Source organism: Luteimonas sp. A478, assembly GCF_054052025.1.
The window spans coordinates 307,577-328,530 of record NZ_JBSVRF010000002.1; the positions used below are offsets into that span (position 1 = coordinate 307,577).

Below are 20,954 nucleotides of genomic sequence, written 5' to 3' on the forward strand. Positions count from 1 at the left end.
CAGTGCGCGGCCGCGTGCCGCTTCCCGCGTCGGGCCCATCGCTCAGCCGCAAAGTGACCGCGACATCCGGGGTGTATCGGCGGCGGCGAGGACAGGGCGCCGGGGCGCCGCTACAATCGGCTCGGGATTGGGGGAGCCATCAAGTCATGCGTGTTTCTGTAGTGTCCGGCCTCGTTCTGCTGTTCGCGGCATTTTCTGTCCACGCCCAGCAGCTGCCCAGGCCGGCTGAGTTCTATTTCGATGAAGACGAACGCACCGCGCGTGCGGTGACCGCGGTTGAAGGCAGCGATGAGCCTGCGCAGCAGCGGCTGCTGCGGATGATCGAGCGCAGCGAGCGCAACGCCAATGCCGCCCAGGCCCAGCTGGCGCACATTGCCATGGCAAGCGGGCGTGCGGACACCGGCCGGGCGCTGTACGACCAGCTGCTGGAGAGCCTCGGCCGCGGATGGCTGCGCAACTCGGTGCAGTGGAACTACGGCTGGGACCTGTACCGCAGGGGTGAAGTGGAAGCCGCGTTGGAACAGTGGCTTGGCGCCGCTGCCGGCCGGGCGCAATCGCCGGCGTGGGTGCCGCCCACGTTCGCCCTGGCGCTGTGGCGGCTGGACCGCCGGGACGAGGCCCGTGACTGGTACGCGGCCGCTGTGCGTACCTGGCCGGACCGCTGGAGCAATCCGGACCTGGCCGCGCTGCTGCCCGACTGGGGCGATGCGGAACGGGCGGTCCTGGCCGAAGTGCACGCCGCCTGGGCCGAGGATCCGCCCGGCTGGCCGTAAGCCGTGAAGCGGCCGCCCGTCAGCGGGTTTCCAGCGGGATATCGCGCTCGCGCAGCCAGGCGCTGACCGTCTCACGGTCGGCGCGGGCCTGGTCGGTCAGCTGGTCAGCCGGTGTCTTGAAGAAATAGCGCTGGAAGGTGGCGTCCTGGGTATTCGTGGCCTGCGGGTTGGCCCCGGCTTCCAGCAGCGCCAGCACGTGGCTGCCGGCGTTGATCATCGCCGCCTTGTGCAGCGGGGTATTGCCGGTGCGGTCGGCCGCGTCGGGGTCGGCGCCGGCCTCCAGCAGCATATGGAACTGGGTATCGGTGCGCGGGCCGGACGCTCCGGCCAGGGGCGTCGCGCCGGTTTCACCGTGGCGGGCGTCGGGATCACCGCCACCGGCGAGGATGATCCGCAGGTAGTCGGGATCATCGGCAATCGCCGCGCCGTGGACCGCCGTGCTGCCCCCCAGCCCGGGCGCGTTGGGGTCTGCGCCGGCCTCCAGCAGCGCTTCCAGGCCGGTCTTGCTTTGCGCCAGCATGGCCAGCTGCAGCAGGTTCACGCCTTTTTCCCCGTGGGCCCTCGGGTCCGCGCCCTCACGGACCAGCAGACGGACCTGTTCGGCATCACCGGTGGCAGCAGCGGCCGCAAGTTCGGCGCTGCGGGGGTCATCGGGGAAGGCTTGTCTGGCGTCCATGGAATCTCCGCTGCAGGCGCCGCCGGACAGCATCAGCAGGATCGTCAATGTTGCGGCGCGCATGGGCCGATTCTCACACAGGCCGCGCGCGGTTGGTGCCGGCCGTCATGCCGGTCTCAGCTTTCCCAGGGGCGCTGCTGTTCCAGCGCATCCAGCACGCCCTGCTGGCCGTGCAGCTCACCGGCCCGATCCAGCTTGGCCTGCCCGTGATCGGCCACGCGTTTGGCGTACTCGACCGGGTTCCAGGTCCATTCCGGGCCGTCCAATGGAGGGTAGGGGCTGTCCAGGGTGATCTCGTGCCCCGGTGCGTCCGGCAGGCCGTGGTTCACCACCCAGGTGTCCTGCTGCGCGGTGGTGAGCGGATCGCCATCCACGTTGTAGCGTCGGATCTGTCCGTCCGCAGCGCCAGCCTTGGCGGCGTCCACATCCAGGCCCAGGTTGCGAATGGTGTTGTCGTGCACGCCCGATGCGTTGAACGTGACCGCGGCATTGCCGGTGGCGAACGAGGCGGTGGCGGCAAGACCGCCGCCCAGCGAGTGGCCGGTAATCACCAGATCGTCGCCGTACGCGCCGGCGGCGAGCTGGGCCAGCTGTACCGCTTCGTCGTACTGTTCGGCCTGCCAGCCCAACCCCTGGCGCAGGTTGGCGCCGGTCCAGTCCTGGGACTCGTTGGAGCCGGCGAAGGCGAGCACGTGGTTGCCGTCGCCGTCGGCGTAGATGCCGGCGCGGAACCCGGTTTCGGGATTGTCCAGCAGGGCCGGATCAATGCCTGCAGCGGTCAGGTCCGCGTCGCTGACCCGGGTCCAGTTGCCCACCGACTGCACGGATGGATCGTAGACCGCGCTGGAGATCTGCATCAGCTCCAGGTCGATGGCCTGGGCATCCTGCCCGCGCACCTGGGCGTCGAAGGACACCCCGTTGGCACCCTGGCCCTGTCCCTGCTGGGCGATCAGCCCGGCCACCTGCGGGTTCCATGACGGCTCCGGGCGGTAGGGCATCTGGTTGATCGATGGCGGCAGAACCGATGCGGGCAGGTTCTGAACCGTGGGCGTGGCTGCCAGCAGGCGCAACGCCTGCGCGGCGATCATCGGGGACTGCAGGTGGATGCTCATGGCACCGCTCTCTTCCAGTATTTGGACCGAACTTAGCCCGGGAGGCGGTGCGCTGACAGCTGGGGCGTACCCGAGGTCTGTCCGGCCAGACTCAGTAGTCGGCGTCCACGTTGGCTTCCAGCGGGATGCCGTTTTCCTTGAGCCAGGCCACGATCTGGCGGCGCTCGCCCAGTGCCCGTTCGTTCAGCAGCTCGCGCCGGTAGTTGAAGTAGTGGCGCTGGAAACTGGCGCCGCGGCCGTTGCTGGCCAGCGGTGAGGCGCCGCGCTCGAGCAGCAGCAGGATCGCTTCGCCCTTGTTGGTGCGCGCGGCCACGTGCAGCGGGGTGTCCTGGTTGCGGTCGGCCAGATCGGGATCCGCGCCGGCCTCAAGCAGGATCCGCATCGGCTCGGCGTTGCGGTTGAGGATGGACGCGGCCAGTGGGCTGGCGCCGGTGACCGGATTGCGGACGTCGGGATTCCCGCCATGGGCCAGCACTGCGCGCAGCAGGGCCGCATCGTCGGCGAAGGCGGCCGCGTGGACCGGGGTAGTGCCGTCGGCGTCCGGATGGTTGGGGTCCGCGCCGCCTTCCAGCAGTGCCATGGCGCCGTCGACCAGTCCGCGGTCGATTGCCCACACCAGCAGGCTGGCGCCGTCGCTGCCCGGGGTTTCGGGGTTGGTGCCGCTTTCAAGTTGGCGACGGACTTCGGCCGCGTTGCCGGAGGCAACGGCGTCGGCCAGCGGCGAAATGGAGGTGTTGGCAAACGGTTCGCTGGTCATGGGCGGGCGTGCGCACCCCGGGGCGCAGCTGAGGACGAAAAGGACAACGATGGCCGCAAGCTGGCGCATATCAGTCGATTACAGCCTGCCCGTCACGGTACCGCAAGACGCCACAGGTGGACCGGCGCAACGACGAGCCGGCTCGGCAGCAGTGGGGCCGGTAGTCACCAGTTCCACGGCATCCTGTCGTTCAGCCACGAAGCGCCACTGGATACGGTGTCGACGGTGTTGTTCCAGCCGGTCGAGACCGCTTCAACGGTGTTGTTCCAGCCGGTGGAGACTGCTTCGACCGTGCCATCCCAGGTGTCCACTGCGATTTCCTTGACCGTATTCCAGCCGTCGGATGCCGTGTGGATGGCGTAGTCCACCCCCGTGCCTACCGCATCGACCACGTAGCCCACGCCTTCAACCGTGGCATTGACCGTGGCGACGAAGCCGTCCACCGCCAGCTGCGCGCCGTGCCCGCCCAGGTCAGCGACTGTCTCGAACAGGCTGCCCACGCCGTCGGCAGCCCATTCCAGAGCGCCGCTGCCGTTCTCCAGTACCCAGGCACCGGCGCTGCCGATGCCTTCGATCGTCACCGCGATGCCATCGCCCAGACCCCAGGGGCCTTCGCCGCGGAAGCCATCTGCCCACTGCGTGGTCTGGTCGCGCACGCCATCGGCGAACTGGTCGCCGAAACCGCTCACCACGTCACCGACGGAGTTGAAAAAGCCCTCGCCCAGGTCACCAAGGATGCGCATGCCGCCCAGCGCGTAATCGCCGTTGGCGAAGTCGGTCTGCGCGACTTCGATCACATCGGTGATGAGGTCATTGGTGTTGAGCGCGAAATCATCCTTGACCGCATCGGGGATCGCGTTCTGCAGGTCGCGGCCGAAATCTGACGGGTTCTGGTAACCCTCCTGCCAGGGCTCGACATCCATCATGGCCGCGGTGAGCACGTTGGGGTTGTGGCTCAGTGCGGCATAGGCAAGGTCAGCGGCGGGGTCGAACAGCGGCACCCCGCTGTGCCGCAGGGCTTCCACCAGCAGGTTGGCGGCCGCGCGTTGGCCGGGCGAGAGGTTGTCGAGTTCCAGTTCGCTGGCGCGCTCGACCACCGTGTGCTTGGAGACCGGGCCGGGCTCGACGATGATCCGGGTGCCCAGGGCATCGGGCGCCACCAGGCCGGTGACCCAGCTTTCCTGGGCCTGGCTGAGGGCGTCGCTGTCCAGCGAGTAGGCGCGGATGCCGCCGTTGTTAGCGATCTCGCGCGCCGCTTCCGGGCTCATGCCCATGCGCTCGAGCGTGTTGGGGTGGATGCCCGAAGCATCGAAGGTGACCGCCGGCACGCCGGAAGCCAGCGATCCCACCGATGCCAGGCCCCCGCCCTGCGAGTGGCCGGTGATGGCCAGGTTGTCGGCCGGGCTGTCGGCCTCGCCGTTGCCGAACACGTCGACGAATTCCACCGCCGTATTGACCGCGGTGTCAGTGAACTTGTCGCTGAAGTCGTGGGTTTCAAAGCCGGTGCCCTGGCGGAAATTGTTCTCCCAGTCGGGCATGCCCTCGGCGGTGCCGCGGTAGGACAGCACGAAGTTGCCGTCGCCATCGGTGTAGATCTCGGCCTTGAACTGCTGCGCGCTGGTCACCGTGCCGTCGCCGAGGAACTCCTGGCGCCAGGCCTGCACTGCCTCTTCGGAAGCCGGCGCCTGCCCTTCTGGGGTCAGGCGGTCGGCGATCATGTCGTTGCTGACAGCGCTCCAGCCCGCCGGCGGCTCGCCACGGGTGCCGTAGACGGCAGTGGCCAGCTGCGAGAGGGTGACGTCGAACGGCTGCGCCTGGGTGCCGCTGCTGACCTGGCCAAGGCTCTGGCCTTCGGGCAGTGCATAGGGGCCGTTCACGCCGCTGGGACCGTTGCTGCCACCCTGCGGGGCCGGCTGGAAAGCCGCCTGGATCGGGTGATACACCGTGTCCAGTGCGTACGGCACCGCCTGGCGCAGCAGATGCTGGGCGGCCTGCATTGCCGGATTGGCAAGATTCGGCAGCAGCGGCACGATCGGCGGCAGGGGGATGTTGACGCGGTTGATGCTGTTGCCGCTCATGGCCGGCTCCATGTCATGGGTACACGCTTCCAGTGCATGACCCTAGGCGGGCGCACATGCCCACCACAACTGGGGCGTACCCGAGGTGCAGCTGGGGATCCGGGGCCAACGCCGGGTATCTTTGTCCGATATCCGACACCGCCGGGAGTCTTGCCCCATGTTCCGATCCTGTCTGGCAGGGCTGCTGTTTGTCGCCGCCTCCGCCCCGGCGCTGTCCGCCGACCGCATCACCGGCGAGCCGTTTGCCACCCGCAGCGAGGTCTATGCGCCCCGGGCGATGGCGGCGACCTCGCACCCGCTGGCCACCCAGATCGCCCTGGACGTGATGAAGGCCGGCGGCTCGGCGGTGGACGCGGCGATTGCCGCCAATGCCGCGCTGGGGCTGATGGAGCCGACCGGCAACGGTATCGGCGGTGATCTGTTCGCGATCGTCTGGGATCCGCGCACGCAGCGGTTGCATGGATACGACGGTTCCGGGCGCTCGCCAATGGCGCTGACCAGCGGAGAGTTCCAGCGCCGCGGATTGACCGCGATCCCGCCGCGCGGGCCGCTGCCGGTGAGCGTGCCGGGCGCGGTGGATGGCTGGTTCGCCCTGCACGGGCGTTTTGGCGCCCTGCCGATGGCCGAGGTGCTGGCGCCTACCATCCGCTATGCGCGCGAAGGCCATCCGGTACACGAGGTAATCGCCCACTACTGGGAGCGATCGGTACCGGTGCTGTCGAAGTGGCCGGGCTTCAGCGCGCAGTTCACCATCGACGGCCGCGCGCCGCGCCGGGGCGAAACCTGGCGCAATCCCAACCTGGCCGACACGCTGGAGAAGATTGCCGCCGGCGGACGGGATGCGTTCTACAAGGGCGAGATCGCCCGCACTATCGACGCGTATTTCCGCGAGCACGACGGTTTCCTGCGCTACGAGGACCTGGCCGCGCACACCGGCGACTGGGTCGATCCGGTATCCATCAGTTACCGCGGCTACGACGTGTGGGAGCTGCCGCCCAGCGGGCAGGGCATCGCCGCGCTGCAGATCCTCAATCTGTTGGAGCCGTACGATCTCGGCTCATACGGGTTCGGCAGCCCGGAGCATGTGCACCTGTTTGTCGAAGCCAAGAAGATTGCTTTCGCCGACCGCGCGCGCTGGTACGCTGATCCGGCCTTCCATCCGGCGCCGGTGGCAAGGCTGATCTCGAAGGGATACGCCGCCGAGCGCGGTGCGCTGATCTCGATGGACCGCGCCGCGCGCCAGGTGCAGCCGGGCACGCCGCGTCAGCTCGACGAGGGCGACACCATCTACCTCACCACCGCCGACGCCAACGGCATGATGGTGTCGTTGATCCAGTCCAACTATCGCGGCATGGGCAGCGGCATGGCGCCGCCGCGGCTGGGTTTCATCCTGCAGAACCGTGGCGAGCAGTTCGTGCTGCGCGATGACCATCCCAACGGCTACGCGCCGGGCAAGCGTCCATTCCACACCATCATTCCGGCCTTCGTCACCAGGGACGGCAAGCCGTGGCTGTCGTACGGGTTGATGGGCGGGGCCATGCAGCCGCAGGGCCACGTGCAGATCCTGGTCAACATGATCGATTTCGGCATGAACCTGCAGGAGGCGGGCGACGCGCCGCGTATCCACCACGACGGCTCGGCCGAGCCGGTGGGGCAGAACGAACCCATGGCCGACGGCGGCCGCATCGAGCTGGAAAGCGGCTTCCCTTACGAGACCGTGCGCGCGCTGATGCGCATGGGGCACTCGGTGCGCTTTGCCGATGGACCCTACGGCGGCTACCAGGCCATCCAGGTCAATCCGTATGGCGGCTGGATTGGCGCGAGCGAGTCACGCAAGGATGGGCAGGCGGCGGGGTACTGATCGAGCAGGTCAACGCGACCGCTCACACGAACGTTGTCATCATGACGCCCATCCCCGTCCTGCCCGGAGCATCCGATCCATGTTGAGGCCGCTGCTTGTTCTCCTGTTCGCCGTTTCGCTGCCGCTTCAGGCCCAGCAGCCTTCCGTACCTGCCGGCCAGGTGGATGTGCAGGCGATTGCTGCCGAGCGGGTGTGGCGCAACTACCAGCAGCGCACCGCCGTGCTCCTGGCCGCAAGCGGCCAGCCGCGTGACCTTGCGCTGGCGGCGATCCTGCAGGACATGGCCAACATCGATGCCGAGGGCCGGATAGGCGGGGACGCCACCACCGCGGGCTGGCGCCAGGCGGCGGCGCAGAAGGCCGGCACCGATGTGATTGCCAACTCAATGCTGATGATGGGCGCTGAGGCAGGCGGTGTACTGCGTGAGCAAGCCGCACGGCGCTGGGCCCAGGCAGAGCCCGACAACATCGCGCCGTTGCTGCTGCTTGAGGGCGGCGCGGAGATGGCATTGGCCAGGGCCCGCGACCTGCGCCGCTTCGACCTGCACATGTATGACCAGGTGCGATGGATCCAGTCGGCCCTGTTGCGGCATCCGCCCAGTGCGGCGGAGCGCAGCGTGCTGATGGGGGAGGGCGGCACGGTGGAAGAGCTCGCCGCCGACAGCGCAATGGCGCTCTGGGCGGCGGTGGCAATCCCGTCCCTGCAGCCGCTCACCTACGCTTGCGGAGATGGCACTGCGCTGCGGTCCGTGCCCGCACGTGCTGCCGACTGCGCACATATCGCCCGGATACTGGTCGGGTTTTCCGATACCAGTCTGGGACGCATGCTGGGCATCGGCATGCTTGAGCGCATGGCCGGCAACGCGTCGGAGCGTGCCGAAGCGCAGGCGCTGCGGCGGCGGATGGACTGGCAGATGTCGGAGTGGGGGCGGATCGCCAGTTCGCAGGAGCGGGATGGCGTTCCCCAGTTCGTCCGCCTGCTGGCCGACCCGCAGGTACGCACCGAGCAGGACCTAATCGAACGCATCCTGGCCGAGGCCGGCGTGCCGCTTGAGCCGCCGGCTGGCTGGCAGCCAGGCCGGTAATCTTTCGCGGCAAAGCGTGCAGGGCCTGTCAGTGATCTATGGGATACAGGCGGCTGATCCGGCAGCCATGCAGCGACGCCAGGTTCCCCTGCATCAGCGGCCTGGGAAACCCGGACACGCCCGCGGCGGCGGGTGGCTGCGCGCGATCGAACACCACCCGGTCTCCCGGATTGCCGCAGACCATGCCCAACCCCATTCCTGACACCAGGCGCAGGGTTTCCGCATTGGTCATGTTGCCGCAGCCGCCGTCGGTTTCGATCCGGTAATGGCGGTTGCCGCCCGCGCGGCGGGGAGACACTTCCACCCGCAGTCCGGCAACGTCCTCCTGCCAGCCGCGCAGGGCGTCCACGCGCAGGCAGTAGTCGGTGGTGCCCACGAAGCCGCGTTGTCGCGGTGCGGAGACCACCACCGGGTCGAACGTGCTGATGTGCTCTTCCCGGGCCCTGCGCACAACTTCCGCGTATTCGCGGGTGTCGACCACGCGCACGATGGCGATGGGGCAGCTCCGCGATCCCGAGCGCACCGCTTCGCCGGGCGCACCACACAGCCAGCCGCCGTGCCCGAGCGTGGTCACGTTGGCCCCGGTGACGATGCCGGGACAGTCGATGCCGAGTTCCACCAGTGCGCGGGTGCCGTCCGTGGCACGCATCGCCAGCGTGTGGGCATCGGCCTGGTGCACGTCGACCAGCCCCCGGGCATCGATGCAGTCCGGGCCCGGCGCGACGCGGTGCTCCTGGGCGGCAACCGTGGTCCAGGCCATTGCAGCCAGGACGATGCCGGGTATGCAGCGGGATCTGATCATGGGCGCTTCCTGCGTTTGTCGTGGCCCAAGTATGCCAAGGCTGCATTGCCGGAAATCATGGCCGGGTCAGGGGTGCGGCATGATGGCCGCACACGGATCCCGTGAAGACCAGAGAAAGCGTGGAATGGAAGCCAGGTTCTGTTGTCCCGCATTACTTGTGCTGGCGTTATCAGCGTGCGCTACGCAGGTGGCGCCAACGCCGGCCGGCGAGGTGGAAGCGGGGCTGCTGATCCCGTTCGGTGCGCCCACGATCGAGGTGTCGGAGAACGAAACGCTGTTCGCAGCCGCGCCCGTTGGGACCCAGCCGATGCCGGCTTATCCGCCCGGCCTGCTGGAGCGCGCGCTGAATTCACGGCAAGTGTGCGTGGAGCTGGTGGTGGGAATCGAAGGACAGGTAACCAGCGCCCGCCACAACACGCAGGCCACCGAATGCCGGACCGGGCCGGTGGAGCCGGAGTTCATCACCAGCGCCGTGGAGACCGTCCGCAACTGGCAGTTCTTCAGCGGCCAGGTGTGCCGCTTCCCGGCCGGCGTTCAGCCCAATGACGCGTGCGAGGGCGAGGGGGTCGACATCGAGCCCGTGCCGTTGCGGCTTACGTATGTGTTCGTCTATTCCGTGGTTGATGGCCAGGCGCAGGTGCAGCAGGTGCCTTAGACAGGACTCGTGTCAGTCGGCCGGAACGGTGCGGCCGGAGGCCCATTTCCGCAGCGCGCTCACCTGCTCGCCCATCACCACCGACAGCGGCCGGGTGGCATTGATCTCTTCCAGCACCAGCCCAGCGTCAAGCGGCCGGTCGGCGGCGTGGGCCGCATACAGGCCCGAGACGATCGCCTGTTCGATCTCCGCCCCGGAAAAGCCCTCCGCGGCATCGGCCAAGGCAGGGAGATCGAACGTGGCCGGATCGAAGCCGCGCCGCGCCAGATGCAGCGAGAACGCCTCGGCACGCACATCGGCGGTGGGCAGGTCGACGAAGAAGATCTCGTCGAAGCGGCCCTTGCGCAGCAGCTCCGGGGGCAGGTCCTGCACCTGGTTGGCGGTGGCGACGATGAACACCGGCGCCTTGCGCTCGGCCATCCAGGTCAGCAGGTAGCCCAGCACCCGTCGGGACACGCCGCCGTCGCCTTCGCCGCCGGATGAGATGGCCTTTTCGATCTCGTCGATCCACAGCACGCACGGGGCAAGCTGCTCGGCGGAAGCCAGCGCGGCGCGCAGGTTGGATTCGCTCTCGCCGTGGTACTTGGCGTACAGGGTGCCGAAATCCAGCCGCACCAGCGGCACGCCGAAGCCGCCGGCCACGGCCTTGGCCAGCAGCGATTTGCCGCAGCCCTGCACGCCCAGCAGCAGCATGCCCTTGGGCGGGTCGAGTCCGGCAGGCGGATCCGCTTCGGTGAACACCCGCCGGCGCTGCTCGATCCAGCGTTTCAGGCGCCGGGCGCCGGCCACATCATTGAACTGGGCGGTGTCGTATTCGTAGTGCAGGTGGCCGCTGCGGTTGAGCAGCTCGAACTTCAGCTTCGCCAGCTGCGGCAGGTCGTTCTCGTCCAGGGCGCCGTCGTCGAAGATCAGCTGGCGGGCAATCCGGCGGGCGTCACCCAGGCCCAGCCCCTGCAGGTTGCGCACGATGCGCTCTACCGCGGCGGGGTCCTTCTCCACCCGGCGTCCGCCATGTTCGGCCGAATAGGCCTGGGACTGCTCCATGACCATGCGCCGCAGGGCGACGGCATCGGGCAGGCGCGGGCGGTAGCGGACCGCCTTGGCCTCGAGTTCCGCCGGCAGTTCAACCTTGTGGCCCACCAGCACCAGGGTGTGCGGCAGGCAGTCGCGGCGCTGCAGGATGTCGCGCATCTGCCGCTGGCTGCCGGCGTAATCCAGATAGGGGTGGAAATCCAGCAGCAGGTAGACCCCGCGCTGGTCGGCCGCGCGGATGGTGCGCAGGGTGGTGCCCACGTCGGCGGCGACCTCGGCTGGGTCCTCGCCGTCCAGATCAACCCGTCGCAGGCCCTCGGTGATGGTCCAGCGGTACATGGCCCGCCACACCCGGGTCAGGGTCTGGCGGAACATGTCCACGACCTGTGGCTCGTCCGCGGTTTCGATGATGATCAGCGGGGTGCCGGCGCGGATCAGCGCGGCAAGGTCCTGCAGTTGGCTCATTTGCGACAGGCCGGAGGTGGGCAGGCGCGTGAAGATAGCAGACCCCGGCCTCGCCGCCGCTGTCGCCCCGGTGTACTCTCGGTTGATCTGTCCGGCCGGGGTTTCGCGCGCATGAAAACGGTTCTGGTGGCCAGTTCCAAGGGCGGGGTGGGCAAGACCACCATCGCCACCCACCTTGCCGCCCACGCGGCGCTTTCCGGCCTGAACTCGGTGCTCATCGACGCCGATCCACAGGGGTCGTCGATGCGCTGGGCCCAGCGCCGCTCGTACATGGCCAGCGCGGTGTTGGCGCTCGATGGCAGTCGGCGGCAGAAGTCGGTGTGGAACTCGCTGCCCGGCGATGCCGACCAGGTCGTGGTGGATGGCGGGGCCGGCGCGATGGGCGCGGACCTCGCCGTGTGGCTCGACAACGCCGATGCGGTGGTGGTGCCGGTGCTCCCGTCCACGCTGGATATCGACGCCACGGTGCCGTTCCTCAACAGCCTGATCGAACACCCGCGGGTGCGCAGCGGCGAGCTGCCGGTGGGCCTGGTGGGCAACCGCCTGCGCCCGTGGACCAACGCCTCGCAGCGGGCGATGGAAGCGATTGCCGAATGGCCCTATCCCACCGTGACCGGACTGCGTGACAGCCAGGCCTACGTGGTGCTGACCGGCCTGGGCCGGAGCCTGTTTGATTACCAGTCGCGCAAGGCGCGTGACCACCAGCAAGACTGGCAGCCACTGCTTGACTGGTTGCCGGGATAACGGAGAGTTGCAAGCCATGCGCGAACTGATCCTGCTGCGTCATGCCCACGCTGAGCCGGGGCTTCCCGGCCAGTCCGACCTGGACCGGCCGCTGTCGCCGGATGGACATGCCGAGGCCGAGGCCGCCGCGAAGTGGCTGGCCGGGCGCCGGCTGGTGCCCGACTGCGTGCTGTATTCACCGGCCCGGCGGACCCGCGAGACCCTGGAAACGGTGCTCTCGTTGCTGGGCTACGTGGACCAGCGACTGGAGGACCGGATCTACGAGGCCACGCCCGGCACCCTGGTGGGGCTGCTGGAAGCCAGCAGCGATGTCGACCGCCTGCTGGTGGTAGGCCACAACCCCGGGCTGGAGCGGCTGGTGGCCCTGCTCAACAGCGGCCAATCGAGCCAGTTCCGCGGCATGCCCCCGGCCGGCATTGCGGTGCTGGAATTTGCCGATGGCGCCCCGGTGGAACCGGGCGCCGCCGCGCTGTCCGCCTTCTGGTGTCCGTGACCGGACGTGCCTGGCTGCTGATCGCCTGCTTTCCGATGCTCCTGCCGTTTCCGGCCGGGGCAGGAGGCGGTGCGGATCTGGTAATTGAGGAACAGTCCTCACAGGTGGGCTTTGTCCTGCGCACCCGCTGGGGCCAGCACCTGGAAGGCGTGTTTCCGTCCTATCGCGGCGTTGTGGTCGACATGCCCGGCGGCGAGCGCCAGGTACGCATGGTCCTGGATGCGACCAGCGTCGAGATCATCGACCAGCCGCGCCATACCCGGCTGACCCGCGGGGATGGTTTTTTCCACGTCCAGCGCTGGCCGGTGGTGGAGATGCAGTCTGATCCCTTCCCCGCGCAGCTGCTGCTTGAAGGGGGGGAGCTGGGCGGGATCGTGGGCATCCGCGGGCTGCGCCGGGAGGAAGTGTTCACCATCCTGCCCGCGGCCTGCGACCAGCCGCTTCTGGACTGCCCGGTGGTGGTCGAGGGCGACATTTCCCGCAGCGACTACGGCATGGACCGCTGGGGACTGGCGCTGGGCGACCGGGTCCGTTTCCACCTCAGCCTGTGGGCACGCGAGCCGGATACGCCATGAGCCGGATGTGGCGATGGTGATGTGGCGATGGCTGTTGCTGGCCCTGCTGGTGCCGGCATTGGGCGGATGCGCGGGGCTGTCGGAGCTGCAGCGCGCGCAGGCGGTGCAGATCGCCGGCGAAGCGCGCGAGGCCAGGGTCGACTGCGACCAGCCGGACACCGCCTGCGCGCGTCCTTCGCCGCTGCGCGCGCTGGGGGTCGAAGCCCATGCCGGCAGCGCGCCGGCCGATCCACTCCACTATGTGCTGTTGATGGATTACGGCCAGGACGCGCTGCTCTCGCGCCTGGACCTGATCCGCAGCGCACAGCGCAGCATCGAACTGCAGACCTACATCTTCGATGAGGACGATGCCGGCCGGCTGGTCCTGGACGAGCTGGTGGCCGCGGCGCGACGCGGCGTGCGGGTGCGGGTGCTGGTGGATCAACTGTCGGCGCTGCGCTACGTGGACACGCTGGCGGCGCTGGCCGCGCTGCACGTCAATTTCGAAATGCGCATCTACAACCCGGTCCTCGGCCGGGCGCAGCTGAGCTATCCGCAATACGTGCTTGCCGCCGCATGCTGCTGGCGCCAGCTCAACCGGCGCATGCACAACAAGATCCTGCTGGTGGATGGCCTGGTTGGCATCACCGGCGGGCGCAACTACCAGGACACCTATTTCGACTGGGACGACACCTACAATTTCCGCGACCGCGACATCCTGGTCGCCGGGCCGGCGACGCTGGCGATGGCGGAGAATTTCGAGGCGTTCTGGCACTCGCGCTGGGCCTCGCCGCTGGCTGAGCTCAAGGACGTGGCCCGCCACCTGCTGGACGCAGGGGCGCCCGCGCTGTCCGCCGCCGAATACCGCATGCCGGCGCGCGTGGCCGCGATCTCGCGCGATGCCGATGACGCCCAGCTGCTGGCCACGCGGCTGGTGTCAGCCGTGCTGCCGGTGGGCGAGGTGGAATTCATCGCCGACCTCCCAGACAAGCACCGGACCGCCTGGGAAGAAGAGGCTCCCGCTACGATGCGCATGCGCGAGGTCATCGAGGGCGCGCGCGACCAGGTGCTGTTGCAGACGCCGTACCTGGTGCTGTCGGAACCGGCGCGGGATCTGTTCCGCAGCCTGCATGCGCGCGAAGATGCCCCGAAGATCATCGTGTCCACCAACAGCCTGGCGGCCACCGACGCGTTCCTCACCTACGCCATGTCGTACAAGTACCGGCGCCGGCACCTGCGCGAATTCGGTTTCCGGATCTATGAATACAAGCCGTTCCCGCTCGATGCGCCGGTGGACGTGGATGCCACCGGTGCGGTGGACATCGCCTGGAACCCGGACGGTACGGTGCAGATCCAGACGCGCGATGCGGGGCCCGATGTCACGGTGCGGCCGCAGCCGGCGCAGCGGCAGGCGCAGTGGCAGGGCGAGGACGGGCCGGCTGCACCGCGGCTGCCGCTGGAGCGGGAGTATTCGGCGCTGCGCTGGGCGGGCATCGGCGTCAACCAGCCGGTGCCGCTGCGCAGGGCCGGGGTACGGGTGGGGCTGCATTCCAAGTCGCTGGTGGTGGATGGGCGGATCGGGGTGGTGGGCACGCATAACTTCGATCCGCGTGGCGACAACCTCAATACCGAGAGCGCGGTGATCATTGCGGATGCGGGTTTTGCCGAGGCGCTGGCTGACAGCATCCGCCGTGATATCTCCCCGGAAAACTCCTGGGCCATCGCCCCGCGTGACCGGACGCGGGTGCTGTCGGGGCTGGGCTATTCGCTCAACAAGGCGTTCGAGAGCAGTCCGGTGTTCGATTTCTGGCCCAGGCGCTATGCGACCAGTTACCAGTTCGTGCCAAGTGCGGAATGCCCGCTGCCACCGCCTTTGCCGGGGGATCCTGGGTTCCGGGAGTGCCACGAGCCTGTCGGGGATTTCCCCGAGGTCAACCTGGGGTGGCGCAGCATCATGACGCGGATCACTACTGCGTTTGGGGCGGGGCTGGTGCCGATTTTGTAGGTATCTGTCGGTATGGGTAGCTGGTCCTTCGATTTATAACGCAGTGGGCTGACGGGTCCCGACGCGGCCGGCAGGCCTTCGCTGCGAATGTCCCCCGGCATCCGCCAAGGCGGATGCCTCCTCCTTTATTTCGCCGCGAAGGCCTGCCGACCACGTCGGGACTCGGCGTGCGGCGTGCATGTGCCGGGGTTGTCCGGCCGGGACCGGGCTTTATCTCCGCGTGCTTTCCAGACGGGTGCCGGGGTGTCTGGATGCGAAATCAAGGAGGAGGCGGCGGGCAAAGCCCGTCGCCGGGGGACATTCGCATCCAGACATCCCGGTACCCGGCCCCCGCGACCTGTCAGACCCCCTCTGCGGCCTTGGGGAAAAGAACATTTTTTCGCCACCCATGACTTCTGGCACATGGCGCCTCGTCTAGGTGTAGTAGTCTACCAATACACCGCAGCACCAACCCACCAGAACAGATCCAAGGAGAGCCACCATGAACGTCAACGTCCATTCCAGCCGCCTCGTCGCCTCTACCCGCCCGGTCCTGCTTCCTCCGGCGCGCCCCGAACCCCGCACCCGGGATTTCGGTATCGGTTACGGCAACAGCAGCGGCTACTTCCACAAGCGCCGTTACGCCGGCGGTTCGGCCGCTCCGCGCTTTCGCCTGATCTGATTTTCATCCGGCTCCCGGTCGGACGCAGGGCGCGGAGTTTTTTGCGCGGCGTGCTGGCCGGTGGAGCCGAAGCTTGGGTATCGTGGCGTCCATGAACCAGCCCCATACCCCTACCTCCCCAGCCGCGCCTGCAGGCGCGCAGCGCAGGTCGCCGTTCCGGCGCCAAACCACGCTTGAAGCACTCAACGCAAGCTCCCGCAACACGGCGATGGAGCCGCTCGGAATCGTCTTTACCGAAATTGGTGAAGATTACGTGCGCGCGACGATGCCCGTCGACGCCCGGACCCATCAGCCCTATGGCCTGCTCCACGGCGGCGCGTCCGTGCTGCTGGCGGAAACGGTGGGCAGTACCGCTGGAATGCTGGCGGCGCCCGAGGGCAAGGGATGCGTGGGCATCGAGATCAATGCCAACCACCTGCGCGGCGTGCGCAGTGGCACGGTGACCGCCACGGCGCGGCCATTGCACGCGGGCCGCAGCACCCAGGTCTGGGAAATCCGGATCGAGGATGACGCCGGACGCCTGGTCTGCGTGTCGCGCCTGACCCTGGCGGTGGTGCCGCTGCCCGCATGAGCCAGTCACGACTTTCCGTTGCCGCCACCCCGGGGGCCGGCAGTCGCGCCCTGCGTGCGCTGCGCTATGGGTACCGCGTGCCGATGCTGGTGTGGCACCTGCTGGTGCACCTGCCAATCCTGCTGCTGCTGCTCAGTCCGCTGACCGCGCGCATCCGCCTTCCCGGCGGGGAACCGCTCGGCCATCGCGGGATCCGCGCCTGGCAGGGCGGATTGATGCGGGTGTTCGGGTTCCGGCTGCGCCGGGTCGGTACGCCGCTTGAGGGCGCGGTCATGTTCGTCGCCAACCATGTCAGTTGGGTCGATATCCTGGCCATGCACAGCCAGCGCATGATGGGTTTCGTGGCCAAGCAGGAGATCCGCGGCTGGCCGATGGTTGGCTGGCTGGCGGCGCGCGGGGAAACCATCTTCCATCGGCGGGGTAGCCAGGAATCGATGGGCGGCGTGCTGGAGGAAATGCTGGTACGGCTCAGGGCCGGCCGCCCGGTGGCGGTGTTTCCGGAAGGGCGCACCCGCGGCGGGCAGGAGATCGGGCCGTTCCACGCCCGCATTTTCACCGCCGCGGTGGAAGCCGGGGTGCCGGTGCAGCCGGTGGCCCTGCGCTACGGCGAGGGTGGCAGCGCGCAGCCCGTGGTGGCGTTCGCCCCGGGTGAAAGCTTTGCCGGTAACTTCTTCCGTCTGCTGGGCGAGCCGGGACGGGTGGGTGATGTGATGTTCCTGGAGCCGATTGCCGCGGGGGAAACGGGCGAGCGGCGGCGCCTGGCCGAAATGGCGCGCGAGCGCATCGTGGCCGCCATGGCCGGTCTGGATGACTGACATGGCCCCCGGTGAACGAGTGGACTTCGCACCTCCACGCTGGCTGCGCAGCGCGCATGTCCAGTCCTTCCTTGGCACCAGCGCGTGGCGCCGGCGCCGCGGCGCGCTGCAGCTGGCATCCACCGGCGCGCTGACCACCAGCCATATCCTCGATGGCGGCAACGGGGTGCGCCTGCAGGGTCTGCACAGCGCCATTCCCGGCGCTCGATCGCGCGGCCTGGTGTTGCTGCTGCACGGCTGGGAGGGCAGCGCCGAATCGAGCTACATGTCGCTGACCGGGGCCGACCTGCTGCAGCGCGGATTCGAAGTGTTCCGGCTCAATTTCCGCGATCACGGCGATTCCCACCATCTCAATCCCGACCTGTTCCACTCCAACCTGATCGATGAAGTGGTGCATGCCGCGCTGGACCTGGCCCGCCTCTTTCCGGCCCGGCCGATGCTGGCCGGCGGCTATTCGCTCGGCGGCAATTTCGCCCTGCGGCTGGCGTTGCGCGCGCCGGGCGCGGGGCTGCAACTGGCCGGGGTCGCCGCGGTATGCCCGGTGCTCGACCCGGCCCTGACCCTGGTGCAGATGGAACAGGGCATGCCGCTGTACCTGCGGCACTTCGAAGCCAAGTGGCGGCGCTCGCTGGTGCGCAAGCGCGAGCTGTTCCCCGACCTGCACGGTTACGACGATTCCACCCTGAAGCTGGGGATGCGCCAGCTGACCGAGCAGCTGGTGTTGCAGCACACCGCATTTGGCAGCCTGGACGCCTATTTCGACGGCTACTCGATTGCCGGCGAACGCCTGTCGGCGCTGCAGCTGCCGGCGTGGATGCTGACCAGCGAGGATGATCCGGTCATTCCGGTGGACGGCTTCCGGGCCCTGCGGCTGCCGGCGCTGGGCCAGCTCGATATCGTGCCCTGGGGCGGGCACTGCGGTTTTATCGAAAACGCCCGCCTGGATGGCTATGCCGAGCGCTGGATGGCAACGCGGCTTGAGCGGGCCGCCACCGGCTAGCCGCTTCATTACAATGACCGGCCGCGCCTTGTGGCGATGATCCGGCTCCGATTCCATGCACGAACAGATCCTAGATGCGCTGCGACGCGGCGCGCACGAAGAAGCAATTGCCGCTGCCAGCCAGGCGATTGACGCCGATTCCTCCGATCCCGGGGCCTACCGCCTGTTGGCCCAAGCGCTGCGGCTGGGTGGTGACGGGAAGGGCGCGCTGGCAGCGATCGACCGCGCGCTTGCGATCGCTCCTGAAGATGCGAACCTGCACTTCCACCGGGCCGGCCTGCTGCTCGGCAGCCGCGATGTCAGCCAGGCACGCGAAGCGTTGCAGCAGACCCTGGAGCTGGATCCGAACCAGCTGGGTGCATACCTGGTGCAGGCGCAGATCGCCCTGGGCAGCGGTGATCTGGATGAAGCCGAGCGCAGGACGGTGGTAGCCGCGCGGCTGGACCCGGAGCATCCGGTGCTGCGTTCGGTCGAGGCAATGATCACCCTGGGCCGCGGAGATGCGACCAAGGCGCTGTCGCAGATCAGCACGGCTTTGGCGGCGGCTCCCGACAATGTGGAGGTGCTCAATTCGGCCACCTTCATCTACCTGGCCAATGGGCATGTCGCATTCGCCGAGCAGGCCATGCGCCGCTTGCGCGAGCTGCGGCCCGGATATCATGCGTTGAGGCGACCGCTGGCCGAGCTGTTGTTCCGCCAGGACCGCCATGCCGAGGCCCTTGAAGAGGTCCAGCCGCTGCTGGACATTGGGCAGGCTTCGCCCGAGACCCGGCGTTTCGCCGGTGCCCTGGCCCTGCGCCTTGGCGACCCGCAGCGGGCGCTGGACGCGCTGCGCGGGGCGCTGGCGGCGATGCCGGGTGACGAGCTCAGCCTGGACCTGGCCATGCAGGCCTGGAGCCGGCTGGGCGATGCGGAAGGCGCGCGCAATACGCTGGAAGCACTGCTGTCCACCTCGCCGGAAGCAGCACTGCTGTGGCGCGCCCGACTCTCGGTGGAAACCGGCGCTGGCGCACAGCAGGCGGTCCTTGAACGCTGGCTCGCCGCGCATCCCGATTCTGCGGAAGCCCACCACATTCAGGCCGGCCTGCACGCGGCTGCCGGTGATCTGCAGGCGGCTGAAGCAAGCCTTCGCAGGCTGCTGGAAGTGGATCCCGGCCACGCCGCTGCGCAGGCCCGGCTGCTGGACCTTCTCGGGGCCCGCGACCCCCAGGCGGCGGTGGAGTTCGCCCGCGGCCTGCTGGAAAGCGCCGGGGAGGAGGACCAGCACCTGTGGACCCGGCACAGCTGGCTGGGGCGCGCCCACGACATGGCCGGGGACGCATCTGGCGCGGTGCGTGCCTGGAGTCAGGGGCACGCGGCGGCCGAGGCGCGGCATGGGCAGGTGATGCTGCCGCTGCCGACGCTGACCGACGCCGATGCGCCCCTGTCCCAGGCAATCACCGCCGAAGCCGTGGCCAAGGACTCGCAGGCAGTGATTTTTCTGGTGGGACTGCCGGGTTCCGGGGTCACGGGCGTGGTGCGTCTGCTCGATGACGTGGTGCCCGGATTCCGCGCCGACCGTTTCGGCACCCGCCCGCCGGCTGATCCGCTGCAGCGGCTGGATACGCCTCGCCGCATCGCCGATGGCAGCCTGGATCCGGCCGAGGTGGTGGCCGGCTGGCGGCAAGCGCTTGCCGGCCGCGGCCTTGCGGCCGATGCGCCCGTGATCGATTACCTGCCGCACTGGGACAACGCGCTGCTCGATGCCATCGGACCGTATCTGCCAAAGGCGCGGCTGCTGGTAGCGCTGCGCGACCCGCGCGACATGTTGCTGGACTGGCTGGCCAATGGGGCGCCGCTCCCGCTGCAATTGGGAACCCCCGAGGCAGCCGCGCGATGGTTGGCTTCCGCGCTTGAGCACATCGCCCGATTGCACGTGGATGGCTTGCATCCCCACCAGCTGCTGCGCCTGGATGAAACCGTCAACTCGCCGCGGGCGACGTCCGCTGAGCTGGCGCAAGCCCTCGGCACCACGCTGCCGCAGCCGCCGGAAGGCCTTTTCGGAGGGGGTCGCTTTGCAGCCGGCCACTGGCGCGCCTATGCCACGCCGCTGGCGGAGGCATTCGCTGAGCTGACGCCGGTAGCGGTACGCTTGGGTTATCCGCAGGACTGACCAGGCAAGGAGATTCGATGCGCATCCACAGCAACAGTTTCGAACACGGCGGGCCGCTGCCCGTGGAGTTCGCCATGGGCACGCCGGACGGCTTCGGCGGCAACCGCAATCCGCACCTGGCCTGGGACGGCGTGCCGGAAGGGACCCGTTCGTTCGTGCTGGTGTGCGTGGACCCGGATGTGCCCACCGTGGCCGAAATGGTGGGCAAGGAAGGGGTGGAGATCCCGGCCGACCAGCCGCGTACCGATTTCGTGCACTGGGTGATGGCCGATATCCCCGCCGATGTGCGCGAAATCGCCGCCGGCAGTGCCAGCGACGGGATCACCAAACCCGGCAAAAGCAACCCGCCTGGGCCGCAAGGTTCCCGCCAGGGGCTGAACGACTACACCAGCTGGTTCAAGGGTGATCCAGACATGGGCGGCCAGTGGCACGGCTACGACGGCCCCTACCCACCGGGCAACGACCTGCGCATGCACCGCTACTTCTTCCGCGTGTTTGCGCTGGATGCGGAGCGCCTGGACCTGCCGCAGGAGTTCACCGCGGCTGATGTGCATCGCGCCATGCACGGCCATGTGCTGGCCGAAGCGGCGATCTACGGCGCCTACAGCCTGCACCCGAAGCTGCACGGCACCAGCTGAGCCGGAACACCGCAACCCGCCGTCCT

At 68.5% G+C, this 20,954-nt stretch carries 20 protein-coding genes; 14 read left to right on the plus strand and 6 right to left on the minus strand.

Annotated features, from left to right (window positions below):
* The first annotated feature begins 146 nt into the window (after window positions 1–146).
* The gene (locus ACW7G3_RS05020) at window positions 147–773 is read left to right on the plus strand and encodes a tetratricopeptide repeat protein (protein WP_456981463.1); all 627 of its coding nucleotides are present in this window, start codon (window positions 147–149) and stop codon (window positions 771–773) included.
* Window positions 774–792: 19 nt separating this feature from the next.
* Here ACW7G3_RS05020 and ACW7G3_RS05025 read toward each other — a convergent pair whose 3' ends face one another.
* From ACW7G3_RS05025 to ACW7G3_RS05040, 4 genes are all read right to left on the minus strand, one after another.
* On the minus strand, window positions 793–1,512 hold the full coding sequence (locus ACW7G3_RS05025) for an ankyrin repeat domain-containing protein (protein WP_456981464.1): 720 nt from the start codon (window positions 1,510–1,512) through the stop codon (window positions 793–795).
* A gap of 53 nt (window positions 1,513–1,565) precedes the next feature.
* Window positions 1,566–2,561: a hypothetical protein gene (locus tag ACW7G3_RS05030; protein WP_456981465.1), complete on the minus strand. Its 996-nt coding sequence runs from the start codon at window positions 2,559–2,561 to the stop codon at window positions 1,566–1,568.
* Window positions 2,562–2,652: 91 nt separating this feature from the next.
* Window positions 2,653–3,318, minus strand: a complete 666-nt coding sequence (locus tag ACW7G3_RS05035) for an ankyrin repeat domain-containing protein (RefSeq protein WP_456981466.1) — start codon at window positions 3,316–3,318, stop codon at window positions 2,653–2,655.
* 164 nt (window positions 3,319–3,482) lie between these two features.
* Entirely contained in the window at window positions 3,483–5,396 is a 1,914-nt protein-coding gene (locus ACW7G3_RS05040) for a hypothetical protein (RefSeq protein WP_456981467.1), read from the minus strand.
* 157 nt (window positions 5,397–5,553) lie between these two features.
* On the opposite strand from ACW7G3_RS05040, the gene ggt reads away from it, so the two are divergent.
* Window positions 5,554–7,257, plus strand: a complete 1,704-nt coding sequence (gene ggt / locus ACW7G3_RS05045) for a gamma-glutamyltransferase (protein WP_456981469.1) — start codon at window positions 5,554–5,556, stop codon at window positions 7,255–7,257.
* A 79-nt stretch (window positions 7,258–7,336) separates the two neighbouring features.
* Window positions 7,337–8,341: a hypothetical protein gene (locus ACW7G3_RS05050; protein ID WP_456981470.1), complete on the plus strand. Its 1,005-nt coding sequence runs from the start codon at window positions 7,337–7,339 to the stop codon at window positions 8,339–8,341.
* A 28-nt stretch (window positions 8,342–8,369) separates the two neighbouring features.
* Here the strand turns inward: ACW7G3_RS05050 and ACW7G3_RS05055 are convergent, their stop codons facing one another.
* On the minus strand, window positions 8,370–9,143 hold the full coding sequence (locus tag ACW7G3_RS05055; protein ID WP_456981471.1) for a hypothetical protein: 774 nt from the start codon (window positions 9,141–9,143) through the stop codon (window positions 8,370–8,372).
* 187 nt (window positions 9,144–9,330) lie between these two features.
* Here ACW7G3_RS05055 and ACW7G3_RS05060 point away from each other — a divergent pair, with 187 nt between their 5' ends.
* Window positions 9,331–9,798, plus strand: a complete 468-nt coding sequence (locus ACW7G3_RS05060; RefSeq protein ID WP_456981472.1) for a hypothetical protein — start codon at window positions 9,331–9,333, stop codon at window positions 9,796–9,798.
* Between the two features lie 12 nt (window positions 9,799–9,810).
* Here ACW7G3_RS05060 and ACW7G3_RS05065 read toward each other — a convergent pair whose 3' ends face one another.
* On the minus strand, window positions 9,811–11,295 hold the full coding sequence (locus ACW7G3_RS05065; protein WP_456981473.1) for an AAA family ATPase: 1,485 nt from the start codon (window positions 11,293–11,295) through the stop codon (window positions 9,811–9,813).
* A 111-nt stretch (window positions 11,296–11,406) separates the two neighbouring features.
* Between ACW7G3_RS05065 and ACW7G3_RS05070 the strand changes: the two genes are divergently transcribed.
* The 10 genes from ACW7G3_RS05070 (at window position 11,407) to ACW7G3_RS05115 (ending at window position 20,928) form a co-directional block, all read left to right on the plus strand.
* The gene (locus ACW7G3_RS05070) at window positions 11,407–12,039 is read left to right on the plus strand and encodes a nucleotide-binding protein (RefSeq protein WP_456974345.1); all 633 of its coding nucleotides are present in this window, start codon (window positions 11,407–11,409) and stop codon (window positions 12,037–12,039) included.
* A 16-nt stretch (window positions 12,040–12,055) separates the two neighbouring features.
* On the plus strand, window positions 12,056–12,532 hold the full coding sequence (locus ACW7G3_RS05075; RefSeq protein WP_456974347.1) for a SixA phosphatase family protein: 477 nt from the start codon (window positions 12,056–12,058) through the stop codon (window positions 12,530–12,532).
* On the plus strand, window positions 12,529–13,107 hold the full coding sequence (locus ACW7G3_RS05080) for a YceI family protein (RefSeq protein WP_456981475.1): 579 nt from the start codon (window positions 12,529–12,531) through the stop codon (window positions 13,105–13,107). Before ACW7G3_RS05075 ends, ACW7G3_RS05080 begins: the two co-directional genes overlap by 4 nt.
* 13 nt (window positions 13,108–13,120) lie before the next feature.
* The gene (locus ACW7G3_RS05085; RefSeq protein WP_456981476.1) at window positions 13,121–15,091 is read left to right on the plus strand and encodes a phospholipase D family protein; all 1,971 of its coding nucleotides are present in this window, start codon (window positions 13,121–13,123) and stop codon (window positions 15,089–15,091) included.
* 481 nt (window positions 15,092–15,572) lie between these two features.
* Complete coding sequence (locus ACW7G3_RS05090) at window positions 15,573–15,752, plus strand: hypothetical protein (RefSeq protein WP_456974353.1); 180 nt, start codon at window positions 15,573–15,575, stop codon at window positions 15,750–15,752.
* 208 nt (window positions 15,753–15,960) lie between these two features.
* Complete coding sequence (locus tag ACW7G3_RS05095; RefSeq protein WP_456974515.1) at window positions 15,961–16,323, plus strand: hotdog fold thioesterase; 363 nt, start codon at window positions 15,961–15,963, stop codon at window positions 16,321–16,323.
* Complete coding sequence (locus tag ACW7G3_RS05100; RefSeq protein WP_456981477.1) at window positions 16,320–17,138, plus strand: lysophospholipid acyltransferase family protein; 819 nt, start codon at window positions 16,320–16,322, stop codon at window positions 17,136–17,138. Before ACW7G3_RS05095 ends, ACW7G3_RS05100 begins: the two co-directional genes overlap by 4 nt.
* 1 nt (window position 17,139) lies before the next feature.
* Window positions 17,140–18,138 carry a YheT family hydrolase gene (locus ACW7G3_RS05105; RefSeq protein WP_456981832.1) on the plus strand — a complete coding sequence of 333 codons (999 nt, stop codon included), beginning with the start codon at window positions 17,140–17,142 and terminating at the stop codon, window positions 18,136–18,138.
* 55 nt (window positions 18,139–18,193) lie between these two features.
* Window positions 18,194–20,290, plus strand: coding sequence for a tetratricopeptide repeat protein (locus ACW7G3_RS05110; RefSeq protein WP_456981479.1), 2,097 nt, complete (start codon window positions 18,194–18,196; stop codon window positions 20,288–20,290).
* Window positions 20,291–20,307: 17 nt separating this feature from the next.
* Entirely contained in the window at window positions 20,308–20,928 is a 621-nt protein-coding gene (locus tag ACW7G3_RS05115) for a YbhB/YbcL family Raf kinase inhibitor-like protein (RefSeq protein WP_456981480.1), read from the plus strand.
* Window positions 20,929–20,954 lie beyond the last annotated feature (26 nt).

Bases quoted from the DNA above. Each gene is read 5' to 3' on its own strand.
- ACW7G3_RS05040 (WP_456981467.1), bottom strand. From the start codon at position 5,396: ATGAGCGGCAACAGCATCAACCGCGTCAACATCCCCCTGCCGCCGATC.
- ACW7G3_RS05020 (WP_456981463.1), top strand. From the start codon at position 147: ATGCGTGTTTCTGTAGTGTCCGGCCTCGTTCTGCTGTTCGCGGCATTT.
- ACW7G3_RS05085 (WP_456981476.1), top strand. From the start codon at position 13,121: ATGGTGATGTGGCGATGGCTGTTGCTGGCCCTGCTGGTGCCGGCATTG.
- ACW7G3_RS05025 (WP_456981464.1), bottom strand. From the start codon at position 1,512: ATGCGCGCCGCAACATTGACGATCCTGCTGATGCTGTCCGGCGGCGCC.
- ACW7G3_RS05035 (WP_456981466.1), bottom strand. From the start codon at position 3,318: ATGACCAGCGAACCGTTTGCCAACACCTCCATTTCGCCGCTGGCCGAC.
- ACW7G3_RS05090 (WP_456974353.1), top strand. From the start codon at position 15,573: ATGAACGTCAACGTCCATTCCAGCCGCCTCGTCGCCTCTACCCGCCCG.
- ACW7G3_RS05105 (WP_456981832.1), top strand. From the start codon at position 17,140: ATGGCCCCCGGTGAACGAGTGGACTTCGCACCTCCACGCTGGCTGCGC.
- ACW7G3_RS05095 (WP_456974515.1), top strand. From the start codon at position 15,961: ATGGAGCCGCTCGGAATCGTCTTTACCGAAATTGGTGAAGATTACGTG.
- ACW7G3_RS05100 (WP_456981477.1), top strand. From the start codon at position 16,320: ATGAGCCAGTCACGACTTTCCGTTGCCGCCACCCCGGGGGCCGGCAGT.
- ggt (WP_456981469.1), top strand. From the start codon at position 5,554: ATGTTCCGATCCTGTCTGGCAGGGCTGCTGTTTGTCGCCGCCTCCGCC.
- ACW7G3_RS05110 (WP_456981479.1), top strand. From the start codon at position 18,194: ATGCACGAACAGATCCTAGATGCGCTGCGACGCGGCGCGCACGAAGAA.
- ACW7G3_RS05030 (WP_456981465.1), bottom strand. From the start codon at position 2,561: ATGAGCATCCACCTGCAGTCCCCGATGATCGCCGCGCAGGCGTTGCGC.
- ACW7G3_RS05065 (WP_456981473.1), bottom strand. From the start codon at position 11,295: ATGAGCCAACTGCAGGACCTTGCCGCGCTGATCCGCGCCGGCACCCCG.
- ACW7G3_RS05055 (WP_456981471.1), bottom strand. From the start codon at position 9,143: ATGATCAGATCCCGCTGCATACCCGGCATCGTCCTGGCTGCAATGGCC.
- ACW7G3_RS05115 (WP_456981480.1), top strand. From the start codon at position 20,308: ATGCGCATCCACAGCAACAGTTTCGAACACGGCGGGCCGCTGCCCGTG.
- ACW7G3_RS05070 (WP_456974345.1), top strand. From the start codon at position 11,407: ATGAAAACGGTTCTGGTGGCCAGTTCCAAGGGCGGGGTGGGCAAGACC.
- ACW7G3_RS05075 (WP_456974347.1), top strand. From the start codon at position 12,056: ATGCGCGAACTGATCCTGCTGCGTCATGCCCACGCTGAGCCGGGGCTT.
- ACW7G3_RS05050 (WP_456981470.1), top strand. From the start codon at position 7,337: ATGTTGAGGCCGCTGCTTGTTCTCCTGTTCGCCGTTTCGCTGCCGCTT.